The sequence below is a fragment of the Pseudomonas sp. EB271-G4-1 genome (genome assembly GCF_058791355.1).
In genome coordinates this window covers 57326-72893 of record NZ_JBYTEO010000036.1, presented here as the reverse complement: position 1 = coordinate 72893, position 15568 = coordinate 57326, and the positions used below count along the sequence as shown (strand labels likewise).

At 61.1% G+C, this 15568-nt stretch carries 11 protein-coding genes and 1 pseudogene; 8 read left to right on the top strand and 4 right to left on the bottom strand.

Annotation, left to right across the window (positions count from 1 at the left end; translation table 11 throughout):
• The first annotated feature begins 200 nt into the window (after positions 1-200).
• Positions 201-452, top strand: coding sequence for a sulfurtransferase TusA (gene tusA, locus AC3WWR_RS18790; protein WP_033042637.1), 252 nt, complete (start codon positions 201-203; stop codon positions 450-452).
• 122 nt (positions 453-574) lie between these two features.
• Here tusA and AC3WWR_RS18785 read toward each other — a convergent pair whose 3' ends face one another.
• Complete coding sequence (locus AC3WWR_RS18785) at positions 575-1969, bottom strand: MATE family efflux transporter (RefSeq protein WP_492598945.1); 1395 nt, start codon at positions 1967-1969, stop codon at positions 575-577.
• A gap of 228 nt (positions 1970-2197) precedes the next feature.
• Between AC3WWR_RS18785 and pdxB the strand changes: the two genes are divergently transcribed.
• Positions 2198-3340 carry a 4-phosphoerythronate dehydrogenase PdxB gene (gene pdxB, locus AC3WWR_RS18780; protein ID WP_492598944.1) on the top strand — a complete coding sequence of 381 codons (1143 nt, stop codon included), beginning with the start codon at positions 2198-2200 and terminating at the stop codon, positions 3338-3340.
• 60 nt (positions 3341-3400) lie between these two features.
• Here pdxB and AC3WWR_RS18775 read toward each other — a convergent pair whose 3' ends face one another.
• Positions 3401-3580: a PA1571 family protein gene (locus AC3WWR_RS18775; RefSeq protein WP_033043056.1), complete on the bottom strand. Its 180-nt coding sequence runs from the start codon at positions 3578-3580 to the stop codon at positions 3401-3403.
• 259 nt (positions 3581-3839) lie between these two features.
• Between AC3WWR_RS18775 and AC3WWR_RS18770 the strand changes: the two are divergent.
• A pseudogene (locus tag AC3WWR_RS18770) lies at positions 3840-5607 on the top strand (ABC transporter transmembrane domain-containing protein).
• A 144-nt stretch (positions 5608-5751) separates the two neighbouring features.
• Positions 5752-6210 (top strand): REP-associated tyrosine transposase, encoded by a 459-nt coding sequence (locus AC3WWR_RS18765; protein WP_489327881.1) that lies wholly within the window; start codon positions 5752-5754, stop codon positions 6208-6210.
• 108 nt (positions 6211-6318) lie between these two features.
• Here the strand turns inward: AC3WWR_RS18765 and AC3WWR_RS18760 are convergent, their stop codons facing one another.
• A complete protein-coding gene (locus AC3WWR_RS18760) occupies positions 6319-8247 on the bottom strand; it encodes a transglycosylase SLT domain-containing protein (RefSeq protein ID WP_492598943.1) in 1929 nt (642 codons plus the stop codon).
• A 212-nt stretch (positions 8248-8459) separates the two neighbouring features.
• Between AC3WWR_RS18760 and AC3WWR_RS18755 the strand changes: the two genes are divergently transcribed.
• Positions 8460-10379 carry an ATP-binding cassette domain-containing protein gene (locus AC3WWR_RS18755; protein WP_033039847.1) on the top strand — a complete coding sequence of 640 codons (1920 nt, stop codon included), beginning with the start codon at positions 8460-8462 and terminating at the stop codon, positions 10377-10379.
• A gap of 216 nt (positions 10380-10595) precedes the next feature.
• On the opposite strand, the gene AC3WWR_RS18750 is transcribed toward AC3WWR_RS18755, so the two are convergent.
• Positions 10596-11036, bottom strand: a complete 441-nt coding sequence (locus AC3WWR_RS18750) for a universal stress protein (RefSeq protein ID WP_020800555.1) — start codon at positions 11034-11036, stop codon at positions 10596-10598.
• A 104-nt stretch (positions 11037-11140) separates the two neighbouring features.
• Here AC3WWR_RS18750 and AC3WWR_RS18745 point away from each other — a divergent pair, with 104 nt between their 5' ends.
• The 3 genes from AC3WWR_RS18745 (at position 11141) to fadA (ending at position 15547) form a co-directional block, all read left to right on the top strand.
• Positions 11141-11578: a hypothetical protein gene (locus AC3WWR_RS18745; protein WP_083348548.1), complete on the top strand. Its 438-nt coding sequence runs from the start codon at positions 11141-11143 to the stop codon at positions 11576-11578.
• Between the two features lie 613 nt (positions 11579-12191).
• The gene (fadB, locus tag AC3WWR_RS18740; RefSeq protein WP_033045453.1) at positions 12192-14339 is read left to right on the top strand and encodes a fatty acid oxidation complex subunit alpha FadB; all 2148 of its coding nucleotides are present in this window, start codon (positions 12192-12194) and stop codon (positions 14337-14339) included.
• A gap of 32 nt (positions 14340-14371) precedes the next feature.
• On the top strand, positions 14372-15547 hold the full coding sequence (gene fadA / locus AC3WWR_RS18735; protein ID WP_033045454.1) for an acetyl-CoA C-acyltransferase FadA: 1176 nt from the start codon (positions 14372-14374) through the stop codon (positions 15545-15547).
• Positions 15548-15568 lie beyond the last annotated feature (21 nt).

Genomic DNA, 15568 nt, shown 5'->3' with positions numbered 1-15568 from the left:
GCTGAAGGCTGCCCAAGGCAGCCTTCAGCTATGAAACATGTTTACCGGACACTAGTGACGCTCCGCGTGGGAATGCATCCCGTGACGCTCTGCGTCACATCCAGAGCTGGAACGCGGAGCGTCCCTGGCGGCATTCCCACGCAGAGCGTGGGAACGATCAGTCAGCGGTGTACAATGCCGGCAAGTTTCAGGAGTTAATCATGAGTGAAATGCTTGATAAGCCGGTAGACGGCACCCTCGACGCCACCGGCCTCAACTGCCCGGAGCCGGTGATGATGCTGCACCAGCACATCCGTGACCTGGTGCCTGGCGGCCTGCTCAAGGTGATCGCCACCGATCCGTCGACCCGCCGCGATATCCCCAAGTTCTGTGTGTTTCTCGACCATGAACTGGTGGGGCAGCATGAAGATGCGGGCACCTACCTCTACTGGATCCGCAAAAAATCCAGCTGACCCACAAAGCCCTTGTAGGAGCGAGCATGCTCGCGAAAAACCCGAGGGCGCCGTGGGGTGTCAGGCTCCCCGAGTAATCGTTGACGTCCATCGTCGGAACGCCGCCCGGAGCATGCTCGCTCCTACAGGCGAATCCGCTTGCGTGCACTGCGCGTCAGGCGGATCGACAGCATCAGCGCCGCGCAGCTCAGGCCGACGATCAGGCCCTGCCAGAGGCCGCTCGGGCCGCTTGGCGTGCCCAGCCAGTCGGTCAGGCCCAGGGCGTAGCCCACCGGCAGGCCGATGCCCCAGTAGGCGAACAGGGTCAGGATCATCGTCACCCGGGTGTCCTGATAGCCGCGCAACGCGCCGGCCGCCGTGACCTGGATCGCGTCGGAAAACTGGAACAGCGCCGAATACACGATCAGCATCGCCGCCACCTTGATCACCGTCGGGTCCGCCGTGTAGATCGTCGCGATGTGCTCACGCAGCAATAGCATCATGCTCGCCGACAGGCAGGCGTACGCCAACGCCGTGCCCATGCCGACGCCTGCGGCGAAACGCGCTTCACGGGGTTGCCCGCGCCCCAGCGCCTGGCCGACCCGCACGGTCACGGCCATGCCCAGGGAGTAGGGGATCATGAACACCAGCGAGCTGAAGTTGAGGGCGATCTGGTGACCGGCGACCACGGTGGCGCCGAGGCTGCCGATCAACAGGGCGATTACGGCGAAGATGCTCGACTCGGCGAATACGGCAATGCCGATAGGCAGGCCGATGCCCAGCAGGCGCTTGATCACCGACCATTGTGGCCAATCGAAACGGCTGAACAGCTGGCTCGATTGATAGGCTGGCGCCCAGCGCTCCCAGCCGGCCATGCCCAGGGCCATCACCCACATCACGATCGCCGTGGCCCAGCCGCAACCGACACCGCCCATGGCCGGCACGCCGAAGTGGCCATAGATGAACACGTAATTCAGCGGAATGTTCAGCGCCAGGCCGCACAGGCCCAGGACCATCGCCGGGCGAGTGCGGCCCAGGCCATCACTGAAGCAGCGCAGCACATGGTAGATCGCGACCGCAGGCAGGCCGCTGGCGATGCCGTGCAGGTACTGCATGCAGGGGCCGATCAGTTCGGGATCGACCTTCATCACGCGCAGGACCGGCTCGGCGCCCAGCAGCAGGCCGGTCGCGATCAGGCCCACCACCAACGCCAGCCACAGCGCCTGACGCACGATCGGGCCGATCTCGCTGTGGGTCCCGGCACCAAAGCGCTGGGCGACTTTCGGCGTGGTGGCCAGCAACGTGCCGGTCATCAACAGGAACACCGGCACCCAGATCGAGTTGCCTAGCGCCACTGCCGCCAGGTCGCGCGGCCCGACCCGGCCAGCCATCACCGCGTCGACAAAGCCCATCGCCGTGGTGGCCAGTTGCGCGATCATGATCGGCAAGGCCAGGCCGAGCAGGTTTTTCAGCTCCAGGCGGACCCGGGCGGGGCGGGAGAGGGAAGGGCTGGCGGTGTGGGGAGTCACGGAATTCAAGGGCAAAGCGTCCAAAGATTGTTCATGCGCGGCTGCGCATTCTACGCGTTGACGCAGCGGTCAGGAAAAGACTGTGTTGGGGATTTGTAATCCCACCCCTCCCTCTGTAGGAGCATGCTCGCTCCTACAAGGGATCGGTGAACGATGATCGATGATCGGGGAGGGGATCGGCGCTAGGCGCAAGACATCAACTACGCCTACACTGCCGGTCCGCCAAAGGAGCCTGACATGCTGATCGTTGCCGACGAAAATATCCCCCTGCTCGACGCCTTCTTCCAGACATTCGGTGAAATCCGCCGGGTGCCGGGGCGTTCCATCGACCGCGCCACCGTCGAACAGGCCGATGTACTGCTGGTGCGTTCGGTCACCCGCGTCGACCGTGCATTGCTCGAAGGCAGCAAGGTGCGTTTTGTCGGCACCTGCACCATCGGCACCGATCACCTGGACCTGGAGTACTTTCAACAGACCGGCATCACCTGGTCCAGCGCGCCGGGCTGCAACGCCCGGGGCGTGGTCGACTACGTACTCGGCAGCCTGCTGACCCTGGCTGAAATCGAAGGCGCCGACCTGACCCAACGCACCTACGGCGTGGTGGGTGCTGGTGAGGTCGGGGGACGACTGGTCAAGGTCCTGCAGGGGCTGGGCTGGAAGGTGCTGGTCTGCGATCCGCCACGCCAGGCCGCCGAGGGTGGCGACTACGTCAGCCTTGAACAGATCATCGAGCAGTGCGATGTCATCAGCTTGCACACCCCGCTGACCCGCAAGGGCGCCCAGCCCACTTGGCACCTGTTCGATCAACGCCGCCTGAACCAACTCAAGCCCGGCACCTGGCTGATCAACGCCAGCCGTGGCCCGGTAGTGGACAACACCGCCTTGCGAGAGGTGCTGCTGCAGCGCGAAGACCTGCAGGCGGTGCTCGATGTCTGGGAGGGCGAGCCCGAAGTCGATGTGGCCCTGGCCGAACTCTGCGTGCTGGCCACGCCGCACATTGCCGGGTACAGCCTCGATGGCAAGCAGCGCGGCACGGCGCAGATCTATCAGGCGTACTGCGAGTTCCTCGGGCAAGCGCCCCAGGTCAGCCTCGGCGACTTGCTGCCAGCCCCGTGGCTGTCGCAGGTGACCTTGAGCGGGGATACCGACCCGGCGTGGGCCCTGGCGATGTTGTGCCGTGGCGTGTACGACCCGCGCCGTGACGATGCGGATTTTCGCCGCAGCCTGGTCGGCCGTGTGAGCGAGCAGCGTGCGGCGTTCGATGTGTTGCGCAAGAACTACCCGTCACGACGGGAGATCGACGGGTTGCAGGTGCGTATCGACGGGGATGCGCCAGCGTTGCAGCAGATCGTGGCGGCGCTGGGCGCGACGGTCATTTGAATATCCGCCAATAAAAAACCCGGCCCTCAAAGGGCCGGGTCAATGAAGACGGTGGTTACATCACTTCTCTTCGGCAGGCTTGACCAATCGCTTCTCCAGTTCACTGCACGCTTTCTGGATCATCTTTTCAGTGATCGGTACTTCGCGGCCCTGTTCATCGATTATCGAGCACCCCAGAGACTGGTCTGGCTGCGTGCGGATCACTTGAATCTTGTCATCGCTGCGTTGTTGCAAGGACATGGCCTGTCTCCTCATCAGGTTGTGTGCCTAGATTAAAACCGTCAGGTGACCAGGCTGTGACAACTCCCTGCGATCGCTCCTGAACGGCATCGCCAGTCGACCAGAAATATCCCGACATGGCTACCCGAACTTTAGACCAATACTGTCTAGGCACTAGACTGCATGGTCATAATTAACCTGACTCATTCTGATTCAGCCATTGCACCTTGTTGGTCGGTGTACGCTGGTCCTGTTTATGGCTCCTTTCTGGATGATGCCAATGCTCACTGTTCGTCACCGTCGTGCGCTCCGCCTGGCCGGTCGTTTCATCGCACCTTACCGCTGGCAGGCACTGGGCGCCCTGTTCGCGCTGGTCGTCACGGCGGGTATTACCTTGTCCATGGGGCAGGGCATTCGACTGCTGGTGGACCAGGGTTTCATGACCCAGTCCCCGCATTTGCTCAACCAGTCCATCGCTCTGTTCATGTTGTTGGTGATCGGCCTGGCGGTCGGCACCTTTGCGAGGTTTTACCTGGTGTCGTGGATCGGCGAGCGTTGCGTCGCCGACATCCGTCGCCGGGTGTTCAACCATTTGGTGTACCTGCACCCGGGTTTCTACGAGGACAACCGCAGTTCCGAGATCCAGTCGCGCCTGACCGCCGATACCACGCTGCTGCAATCGGTGATCGGCTCGTCCCTGTCATTGTTCCTGCGCAACTTGCTGATGGTGATTGGCGGGATTGTCCTGCTGTTTGTCACCAATCCAAAACTCACCAGCATCGTGGTGGTCGCCTTGCCGTTGGTGATCGCGCCGATCCTGATTTTTGGCCGCCGGGTGCGCAGCCTGTCGCGCCTGAGCCAGGACCGGATTGCCGACATCGGCAGCTACGTGTCCGAGACCCTGGGCCAGATCAAGACCGTGCAGGCCTACAACCACCAGGCCCAGGACGAACAGCGGTTCGCCGTCACCGTGGAGGAGGCGTTCGACACCGCGCGCAAGCGCATTTTCCAGCGCGCCTGGCTGATTACCCTGGTGATCGTGCTGGTGTTGGGCGCCGTCGGCGTGATGCTCTGGGTTGGCGGCATGGACGTGATTGCCGGGCGGATTTCCGCGGGTGAGCTGGCGGCGTTTGTCTTCTACAGCCTGATCGTCGGCAGTGCGTTCGGCACCTTGAGTGAGGTGATCGGCGAGTTGCAGCGCGCAGCGGGCGCGGCAGAACGGATCGCCGAGTTGCTGCGGGCGCAGAACATCATCCAGTCGCCGTCCACTGGCCTGGTGACCTTGCCCGAGCGGGTGAAGGGTGACCTGGTGTTGCAGGATGTGCGCTTTAGCTATCCATCGCGCCCTGAAAGCTACGCCGTCGACGGCCTGAGCCTGACCATCCAGGCCGGGGAGACCCTGGCGTTGGTCGGGCCCTCCGGGGCGGGAAAATCGACGGTGTATGACCTGCTGCTGCGCTTTTACGACCCCGCCGAAGGGCGCATCCTGCTCGATGGCGTGCCCCTGACCCAACTCGATCCGCTGGACCTGCGGCGCTGCTTTGCACTGGTGTCGCAAACCCCGGCGCTGTTTTTCGGCAGCATCGAAGACAACCTGCGCTACGGCAACCCGACGGCGACCTCGGAGGAGGTCCGCGAGGCGGCAAAAATCGCCTATGCCCACGACTTCATCGAAGCCATGCCCAACGGTTACCAGACGCATCTGGGCGACGGAGGCCTCGGCTTGTCCGGCGGCCAGCGCCAGCGCCTGGCCATCGCCCGCGCGTTGCTGGTGGATGCGCCCATCCTGCTGCTGGACGAAGCCACCAGCGCCCTCGACGCGCAGAGCGAGCACCTGATCCAGCAGGCATTACCCAGCCTGATGAAAAACCGCACCACCCTGGTCATCGCCCACCGCCCTGGCCACGGTCAAAAACGCCGATCGCATTGCGGTGATGGACCAGGGCAAGTTGGTGGCAGTGGGCACGCACCAGTCGCTGATTGCGAATAACGCGCTGTATGCACGGTTGGCGGCGTTGCAGTTCAGTGATAAACGCGAGGTTTCGTGAGATGGAGTTGTTGAGCGACCCAGTAACCGACCCAGTAACTCACCCGGTAACGGCGCTCTGAAATATGCAGAAATTACGCATATCAGCGGTCTCATCTCAGTGGGCTAATCTTGTGCAATCCGCATATTCAGGGAGGGCAACGGAATGCCCATCGCCGCAAATGGGTGTCGCCTGCGCAAGTCCAGATTTGCTGAACAGGGTCGCCTCTATCTGCTGACAGCAGTCACTCATCAGCGCCAGCCGGTATTTGCTGATTGGCGTTTGGGTCGTCTTTTGGTGGATCAACTGCGCTGCGCTGATGAAAGCGCGTCGGTCACTTCCATGGCCTGGGTCGTAATGCCGGATCACCTGCATTGGCTGATTGAATTGAAAAATGGGTCCCTGGCGGAGTTGATGTGCCGCATCAAATCCAGAAGCAGCCGTTCGATCAATCTGGTGCGCGGTGAGCAGGGGCGATTGTGGCAGCGGGGGTATTACGATCGCGCGTTACGGCGTGATGAGGATATCAAGGGAGCTGCGCGGTATATCGTCATGAATCCGTTGCGGGCCGGGTTGGTTTCCAGGGTTGGCGAATATCCCTTGTGGGATGCCATTTGGATTTGAGAATCAGAATCAAAAGATCGCAGCCTGCGGCAGCTCCTACAGTGGGACGGTGTACACCCCGTAGGAGCTGCCGCAGGCTGCGATCTTTTGATCTTGCTTCAATCAAACTCACTGATCGTCGAAATACCGCTCGTGCCAATCCACCAGCGGTTGCGGCGAGTTGAGTTTCTGGCCGTAGATCACTGAATACGACAGCACGTTCTGTACGTACTGGCGGGTTTCGTCGAACGGGATGCTTTCCACCCAGACGTCGAAGCTCAGGTGATCGGCACCGCGCAGCCATTGGCGCACGCGGCCGGGGCCGGCGTTGTAGGCGGCGGAGGCGAGGACGCGGTTGCCGTTGAACTGGCTGTGAACCTGGCTCAGGTAAGCCGCGCCCAGCTGGATGTTCTTGTCCGGGTTGAACACCTGCTGCGGCGAGGCCAGCGGAATGCTGAACTTGCGCGCGGTTTCCTTGGCGGTGCCCGGCATCAATTGCATCAGGCCGCTGGCACCGACGCTGGAACGGGCATCTTCCATGAAGGCGCTTTCCTGGCGGGTGATGGCAAATACCCAGCTGGAATGCAGGCCGCGGACCTTGGCTTCACGCACCAGGGTGTCGCGGTGGGCCATCGGGAAGCGAATGTCCAGGTCGTCCCAGTACTGCGCCTGGCTGATGGTGCGAATCGCCGGGAAATACCATTTCAGGTCGTAGGCCAGTTTCGCCTGGGCAACCATTTCATCGCGACTGAAGTGGCGGCTGACGTGATACCACTCGCGGCGACCGTCGACGATCTGTCCGCGGGCATGAAACTCCAGGGCGCGGCGTATGCCAGGGGTGTTACGCACCTTGTTGATCAGTGCCTGGCTGAGCACCAGCGGTTTGTTGTTCAGCGAATACGGCGACTGCGAACGGTCGGCGGCGAGGAAGCCATAGAAATCGCGCTCGCGGGCCAGGCTCTTATAGAGATTGAGTGCCTCGGGGTTTTGCGGCTGCGCCAGTTCCAGGCTGCGGGCCTGCCAGTAGCGCCAGCGGTTGGTGGTGGCCAGGTCCTGGGGCAGGCGGCGAGTCAACTGGTAGGCATCGTCCCAGCGCGCCAGGCGCAGCAACAAACGCATGCGCCACTCAGACACCGTGTTGTCGCGCAGTTCCGGGTCGTATTTGGTCATCATGTCCAGCGCGCGGCTGTCGAAACGTCGCGCAAGGGTCAGCCCGATTTCCCGGGCGATGGCCACTTTTTCGTCGCGCGAGAAGTGCATGCTGCTGGCGTAACCGTCGAGCAGGGCCATGGCCCTGTCTGGATCCTGACGGGCGAGGCGGCGCAGGCCCAGGCTGACCACATCGGACATCGGTTCATCGGCTGGGGCGAAGCGCGACGGCGAATTGAGCAGCTCCGGATTCTGCGCCACGTCGATCAGCAGGCGGCCGCGAGGGGCGAGGGTGGTCAAGCCATTGACCAGGCTGTTGGCCAGTGGGTAATTGCGTGCCTGGGCGGCGAGCTTGGCGCGTTCCCAGCGCTTCTGCTCGGTCAACTGGCCTTCGGCGGCCCACATGCCGAACAGGGCATCACAGGCTGCCGGTTGCGTTTTACCGCTCAGCCAGAGCTTGTTGGCGTTGGCGTAACCTTCGGTCTTTTGGTTGTGGCTGATCTGGTACTGCGCGTTGAGGCAGTCCAGTTCGGTGAAATTCATCTTGGGGTCGTAGTACTTGACGAATGTCGCCCAGTCGCCGCGTTCCGCCAGCCAGCGCAACCAGCGCAGCTTCATCCAGTTGGCCTGGGGCAGGTCACCGTGTTCGGCGAGGAACTTCTCAATCTCGGCATTGCTCGCGGTTTTCAAGCGCGCGGTCAGCTCGTCGTAAGCCAGGTACGGCTCCAGCGGATAGTCGGCCAGGGCCTGGCTGTAGCGAAAATACGGCCCCGTGTCGCCCTTTGCCAGGGCGCGCTTGGCTTCATCGTAGTATTGGCGTTGGGTAGACAGGTCCACCGCCTGTGCGGATTGAACGGCAGCGGCAGAAATTAGAAAACATGACAAAAAATTGAGAAGGCGACTGCGCATGAGACGTCCGGACAGAAAAAACATGACAAGTGCTGGCAATGCCCGCACTGATTATCTGTAGCTTAGCCTTTTGCCAGCAACGGGCGAAAGCTTTGCCGACCGGTCTGCATCAGTTCGCAACATTTGTTGTGCAGAGTGCTGCGAAGGTGAAATTGCCGGCCTGCTGGAGCCCCGTTTCAGGTAGAATGCGCGCCCGGTTTTTGGAGAAGCTCATGACCCTGCTCAAATTCAGCGATGTGTCCCTTGCTTTCGGCGCTATGCCGTTGTTGGACAAGGTGTCCTGGCAGATCGCCCGTGGAGAGCGGGTGTGCATCATCGGCCGCAACGGCACTGGCAAGTCCAGCATGATGAAGCTCGTCAAGGGCGACCAGAAGCCCGATGACGGCTCGGTTTGGCGCGCACCCGGCCTCAAGATTGGCGAATTGCCGCAAGAATTGCCGGTAGCCGACGAGCGGACAGTGTTCGACGTGGTTGCCGAAGGCCTGGACGGTGTCGGCGCGTTGCTCGCCGAATATCACCACCTGAGCCAGAACATCGTCACCGATGCCGACCTGGACAAGCTGATGCACGTCCAGCACGACCTCGAGGCCCGCGACGGCTGGCGATTGCAGACCCTGGTCGACAGCACCCTGAGTCGCCTGCAGTTGCCGGCGGACAAGACCCTCGCCGAATTGTCCGGTGGCTGGCGTCGTCGCGTGCTGCTGGCCCAGGCCCTGGTGTCCGAGCCAGACCTGCTGTTGCTCGACGAGCCGACCAACCACCTGGACATCGGTGCAATCGCCTGGCTGGAAGAGGCGCTGAAGGATTTCCAGGGCGCCGTGCTGTTCATCACGCACGACCGTTCCTTCCTGCAGAACCTGGCGACCCGCATCCTGGAACTGGATCGCGGTGGCCTGATCGACTGGAACGGCGACTACGCCAGTTTCCTGGTGCACAAGGAAGCCGAGCTGGCCGCCGAAGCCACCGCCAACGCGCTGTTCGACAAGCGCCTGGCCCAGGAAGAAGTGTGGATTCGCCAGGGCATCAAGGCCCGTCGTACCCGTAACGAAGGCCGCGTACGCGCGCTGAAAGCCCTGCGCGTCGAGCGCAGCGAGCGTCGTGAGCGCACCGGCAAGGCCAACATCCAGCTGGAAACGGCCGACAAGTCCGGCAAGCAGGTGATGGTGCTCGAGAACGTGAGCTTCGCTCACCCGGGCGGTCCGTTCCTGATCAAGGACTTCTCCATGGTGCTGCAGCGCGGCGACCGTATCGGCCTGCTCGGCGCCAACGGCACCGGCAAGACCACGCTGCTGAAATTGATGCTCAGTGGCCTGCAGCCGACCAGTGGCAAGGTGGAAGAAGGCACCAAGATTGACGTCGCCTACTTCGACCAGTTGCGCCATCAGTTGGACCTGGAAAAGACCGTGATCGATAACGTCGCCGAAGGTCGCGACTTCATCGATATCGACGGCCAGAGCCGCCACGTGCTGAGCTACCTCGGCGACTTCCTGTTCAGCCCACAGCGTGCCCGCACGCCGGTCAAGGCGCTGTCCGGTGGCGAGCGTGCCCGCCTGTTGCTGGCCAAGCTGTTCAGCAAGCCGGCGAACCTGCTGGTGCTCGACGAACCGACCAACGACCTCGACGTTGAAACCCTCGAACTGCTCGAAGAAGTGTTGCTGACCTTCAACGGCACCGTGTTGATGGTCAGCCACGACCGGGCATTCCTCGACAACGTGGTTACCAGCACCCTGGTCTTCGAAGGTGAAGGCAAGGTTCGCGAGTATGTTGGCGGTTATCAGGACTGGCTGCGCCAGGGCGGTTCGCCGCGCCTGCTGGGCGTGACCGAGAGCAAGTCCGGCAAGGCCGACCTCAACTCCGCCGTGGTCAAGGCCGAGCCCGCGCCTGTTGCAGCCGCCGTCGAGGCGCCAGTGGCGAAGAAGAAGCTCAGCTACAAGGTGCAGCGAGAGCTGGAAGCGTTGCCTGGGCAGATCGAAGCCATGGAACAGCAGATCGTCGCGGTTGAGGGGCAGATGGCCGATGCGGGCTTCTACCTGCGTCCGGCTGCGGAAACCGCCGCGGTGATTGCTCAGCTTGCGCAGTTGCAGGCTGAACTCGACATCATGGTCGAGCGCTGGGCCGAGCTGGATGCCTGATTGATCCGGCAATAAAAAAGCCCGGCTTCACGCACGTGAACGCCGGGCTTTTCATATGCAACGCAAATCCTCCCCTGTAGGAGCGAGCATGCTCCGGGCGGCGTTCCGACGATGATCCTGAGAGCGCCACGGGGTGTCAGGCTCCCCGCGTCATCGTTGACGACCATCGTCGGAACGCCGCCCGGAGCATGCTCGCTCCTACAGGGGGCGGTGTTGTCAGCTTTTGCTTTGCAGGCGCACTGCAAGCACATCGCAAGGCGCGCCGTGCAGCACGTCGTTGGCCGTAGAGCCCAGCAGCAGTGCCAGGCCATGGCGGCCGTGACTGCCGACCACGATCATGTCGCACCCTTGCTCCTTGGCCAGGTGGTGGATTTCCTGGCGTGGCTGGCCGTAGGTCAGGTGGCTGTATTCCCTGGAGAGCTCAGGGTATTTCACGATCAGGCGATCGAGTCGCTCCTTGGCCTGGTCGAACTGCTGTTGTTGCAGTTGTGACAGGTCCATTGGCACATCGCCACCAAAGGCCATGGCCATGGGCTCGACGATATGCACCAGGGACAATTTCGCCCCGTTGCTCACCGCCAGCTCGCGAGCACGGTGGATGACAGGGTCGCACTCTTCGGTCAGGTCTACAGCGACCAGAATGTGGTTGTAGGGCATGAGGTGCTCCTCCTGAGGGTTGCAATATTGGTAAGTATGGCTGGTTTCAAGCGCAGTGTTTCCAAAGTGACTCAATGCGCTCATCAAGAATCGGGAGTACAGATATGACGGTCTGGATAGTGGTGTCAATCCTGCTGGTGGTGTTGAGCCCCTTGGCATGGCTGCGACCCTCGCGCCATCAGAGTGGTCGCATGGCCCTGCGCATGGAGGCGCGACGCATTGGCCTGGCCATGCAGCTGGCGCCTCAGGAATGGCCGCACTGGCTCGTCCAGGAACCGCCAAACCCTTGTGCGCAGTACCACCGACCACGGCGGGGCAATCAACCGGCGTGCTGGAGTTACTGGCAAAAATCACCGGGTTTGTGGGTCAACCAATGGCAGGAACCCTGCGAGGATCGGGCACTGCTAAATCATTTCGAAAAATTGCCAGACAACGTCTACAAGGTCGAGGCTGACAAGCAGATGATCACCCTGTATTGGGGAGAGAAGGGCGACGCAGCCGTTTTGCAAAATATCGATGCTACCCTCAAGGCGCTGGCCTAAACCCCGCAGACACCCCCATCCCCTGTAGGAGCTGCCGCAGGCTGCGATCTTTCGATTTTTTAAAAGCAAGATCAAAAGATCGCAGCCTGCGGCAGCTCCTACAAGGGCGCGCGTGGGTTTTTGCAGGCAATAAAAAGCCCGACAACGTCATCGGGCGGGTTGGCCAGGCAGGCCGGTAATTCGGTTTGGGCTGATCTTACGCTGGGCATTCGCCAAAAGCGTTCAGTTTTTTCCCCAGGTTTCGCCAGCGTAGCTTGTTAAACAAAGGCTGCAGTGAATTAGGGCGAATTTTCTAAAGATTGATTCTATGAATGATTGCTCATGCAACCTCGTGTTGCAGGCCTTCGTCCTACAGAAATGACCGCCAAGTCGCCTCTCAACCCACACTTTGGGCGATTGACAATTGTCGGAATTTCCGTGAAGGTGGCGTACCCAAATCAAACGGGCGTATGAAATGAGCGTTTGTACGACAAACAGCTCCTACAGAATCCCGACTATCGCGTTGGCGGGTGTGCCGGGTGGATAGGCGTAGCATCGACGAGTGACGTCCCTGCCAGCCATCCGCCTGCGTCCGGCGTGTACTGTTCAGCTTCCATATCGTGGAGATCAGTTGATGATTTACGAAGGTAAAGCCATCACGGTTAAGGCTCTTGAAAGTGGCATCGTCGAACTGAAGTTCGACCTCAAGGGTGAGTCCGTCAACAAGTTCAACCGTCTAACCCTGAACGAACTGCGTCAGGCCGTGGACGCCATCAAGGCAGATGCTTCGATCAAGGGTGTGATCGTCAGCAGTGGCAAGGACGTGTTCATCGTCGGCGCCGACATCACCGAATTCGTCGACAACTTCAAGCTGCCGGATGCAGAGCTTGTGGCTGGCAACCTCGAAGCCAACAAGATTTTCAGCGATTTCGAAGACCTCAACGTCCCGACTGTCGCCGCGATCAATGGCATCGCGTTGGGCGGTGGTCTGGAAATGTGCCTGGCAGCGGACTTCCGCGTCATGTCGACCAAGGCCAAGATCGGTCTGCCGGAAGTCAAGCTCGGCATCTACCCGGGCTTCGGCGGTACCGTGCGCCTGCCGCGCCTGATCGGTACCGATAACGCCATCGAGTGGATCGCCGCCGGCAAGGAAAACCGTCCTGAAGACGCGCTGAAAGTCGGTGCCGTCGATGCCGTGGTTGCCCCTGAAAAGCTCCAGGAAGCTGCGCTGGAAATGATCAAGCGCGCCATTTCCGGCGAGTTCGACTATAAGGCCAAGCGCCAGCCGAAGCTTGAAAAGCTCAAGCTGAACGCAATCGAACAAATGATGGCGTTCGAAACCGCCAAGGGTTTCGTGGCCGGTCAAGCGGGCCCGAACTACCCGGCCCCGGTCGAAGCGATCAAGACCATCCAGAAAGCCGCGAACTTCGGTCGTGACAAGGCCCTGGAAATCGAAGCCGCCGGTTTCGTCAAGCTGGCCAAGACCGCCGCTGCACAGAGCCTGATCGGCCTGTTCCTGAACGATCAGGAGCTGAAGAAAAAAGCCAAGGCCTACGACGAAATCGCCAAGGACGTGAAGCAGGCTGCCGTATTGGGCGCCGGCATCATGGGTGGCGGTATCGCCTATCAGTCGGCGTCCAAAGGCACGCCGATCCTGATGAAGGACATCAACGAGCACGGTATCGAGCAGGGGCTGGCCGAAGCCGCCAAACTGCTGGTTGGCCGCGTTGACAAGGGCCGCATGACCGCCGCGAAAATGGCTGAAGTGCTCAACGGCATTCGTCCGACCCTGTCCTACGGTGATTTCGGTCACGTGGACCTGGTGGTTGAAGCCGTCGTCGAGAACCCGAAGGTCAAGCAAGCGGTACTGGCCGAAGTCGAAGACAAGGTCAAGGAGGACACCATCCTCGCGTCCAACACCTCGACCATTTCCATCACCTTGCTGGCCAAGGCCCTCAAGCGTCCGGAAAACTTTGTCGGCATGCACTTCTTCAACCCGGTGCACATGATGCCGCTGGTGGAAGTGATCCGTGGTGAGAAGTCCAGCGAGCTGGCAGTGGCCACTACCGTTGCCTACGCCAAGAAAATGGGCAAGAACCCGATCGTGGTCAACGATTGCCCGGGCTTTTTGGTCAATCGCGTGCTGTTCCCGTACTTCGGCGGTTTCGCCAAGCTGGTCAGCGCCGGTGTGGACTTCGTCCGTATCGACAAGGTCATGGAAAAGTTCGGCTGGCCGATGGGCCCGGCGTACCTGATGGACGTGGTCGGCATCGACACCGGCCACCACGGTCGCGACGTGATGGCTGAGGGCTTCCCGGACCGCATGAAGGACGACACTCGCTCGGCCGTGGACGTGCTCTACGAAGCCAAGCGCCTGGGCCAGAAGAACGGCAAGGGCTTCTACGCCTACGAGACCGACAAGAAGGGCAAGCAAAAGAAAGTTGCCGACCCGTCGGTTCTGGAAGTGCTCAAGCCAATCGTCTTTGAACAGCGCGAAGTCACCGATGAAGACATCATCAACTGGATGATGATCCCACTGTGCCTGGAAACCGTGCGTTGCCTGGAAGACGGCATTGTCGAAACCGCCGCCGAAGCCGACATGGGCCTGGTCTACGGTATCGGTTTCCCTCCATTCCGTGGCGGTGCGCTGCGCTACATCGATTCGATCGGTGTGGCAGAGTTCGTTGCCCTGGCTGACCAGTACGCTGATTTGGGCGCGCTGTACCACCCGACCGCAAAACTGCGTGAAATGGCCAAGACCGGCCAGCGGTTCTTCGGTTAAGCGTCCCAACTTTTGAGCGAGAGTGAAATTTTATGAGCTTGAATCCAAGAGACGTCGTGATTGTCGACTTCGGTCGTACTCCGATGGGCCGCTCCAAGGGCGGCATGCACCGCAACACCCGCGCCGAAGACATGTCGGCGCACCTGATCAGCAAGCTGCTGGAACGCAACGTCAAGGTCGACCCTGCTGAAGTCGAAGACGTGATCTGGGGCTGTGTGAACCAGACCCTGGAGCAGGGCTGGAACATCGCGCGCATGGCGTCGCTGATGACCCAGATCCCGCACACCTCGGCCGGCCAGACCGTCAGCCGCCTGTGTGGCTCGTCGATGAGTGCCCTGCACACGGCTGCGCAAGCGATCATGACCGGCAACGGTGACGTTTTCGTGGTTGGCGGCGTCGAGCATATGGGTCACGTGAGCATGATGCACGGTGTCGATCCGAACCCGCACATGTCGCTGTACGCGGCAAAAGCTTCGGGCATGATGGGCCTGACCGCGGAAATGCTGGGCAAGATGCACGGCATCACTCGCGAACAGCAGGACGCTTTTGGCTTGCGCTCCCACCAACTCGCCCACAAGGCGACCGTGGAAGGCAAGTTCAAGGACGAAATTATCCCGATGCAGGGCTACGACGAGAACGGTTTCCTGAAAACCTTCGACTACGACGAAACCATTCGTCCGGAAACTACCCTGGAAAGCCTGGCGGCACTCAAGCCTGCTTTCAATCCAAAGGGTGGCACCGTGACCGCTGGTACTTCGTCGCAGATCACCGACGGTGCCTCGTGCATGATCGTGATGTCGGCGCAGCGTGCGCAGGACCTGGGCATCCAGCCTCTGGCGGTAATCCGCTCGATGGCAGTGGCAGGTGTGGACCCGGCGATCATGGGCTATGGTCCAGTACCGGCCACGCACAAAGCATTGAAGCGTGCGGGTCTGAGTATCTCCGACATCGACTACTTCGAGCTCAACGAAGCTTTCGCCGCACAGGCCTTGCCAGTGTTGAAAGATCTGAAAGTGCTCGACAAGATGAACGAGAAGGTTAACCTGCACGGCGGCGCGATCGCCCTGGGTCACCCGTTCGGTTGCTCCGGTGCGCGGATTTCCGGCACTTTGCTGAACGTGATGAAGCAGAATGGCGGCAACCTTGGGGTAGCCACCATGTGCATTGGTCTCGGCCAAGGCATCTCCACCGTCTTCGAACGCGTTTAAGCGTTGCGTTGACGGAAGCCG

Bases quoted from the DNA above. Each gene is read 5' to 3' on its own strand.
- tusA (WP_033042637.1), top strand. From the start codon at position 201: ATGAGTGAAATGCTTGATAAGCCGGTAGACGGCACCCTCGACGCCACC.
- pdxB (WP_492598944.1), top strand. From the start codon at position 2,198: ATGCTGATCGTTGCCGACGAAAATATCCCCCTGCTCGACGCCTTCTTC.
- AC3WWR_RS18775 (WP_033043056.1), bottom strand. From the start codon at position 3,580: ATGTCCTTGCAACAACGCAGCGATGACAAGATTCAAGTGATCCGCACG.
- AC3WWR_RS18765 (WP_489327881.1), top strand. From the start codon at position 5,752: ATGCCCATCGCCGCAAATGGGTGTCGCCTGCGCAAGTCCAGATTTGCT.
- AC3WWR_RS18760 (WP_492598943.1), bottom strand. From the start codon at position 8,247: ATGCGCAGTCGCCTTCTCAATTTTTTGTCATGTTTTCTAATTTCTGCC.
- AC3WWR_RS18755 (WP_033039847.1), top strand. From the start codon at position 8,460: ATGACCCTGCTCAAATTCAGCGATGTGTCCCTTGCTTTCGGCGCTATG.
- AC3WWR_RS18750 (WP_020800555.1), bottom strand. From the start codon at position 11,036: ATGCCCTACAACCACATTCTGGTCGCTGTAGACCTGACCGAAGAGTGC.
- AC3WWR_RS18745 (WP_083348548.1), top strand. From the start codon at position 11,141: ATGACGGTCTGGATAGTGGTGTCAATCCTGCTGGTGGTGTTGAGCCCC.
- fadB (WP_033045453.1), top strand. From the start codon at position 12,192: ATGATTTACGAAGGTAAAGCCATCACGGTTAAGGCTCTTGAAAGTGGC.
- fadA (WP_033045454.1), top strand. From the start codon at position 14,372: ATGAGCTTGAATCCAAGAGACGTCGTGATTGTCGACTTCGGTCGTACT.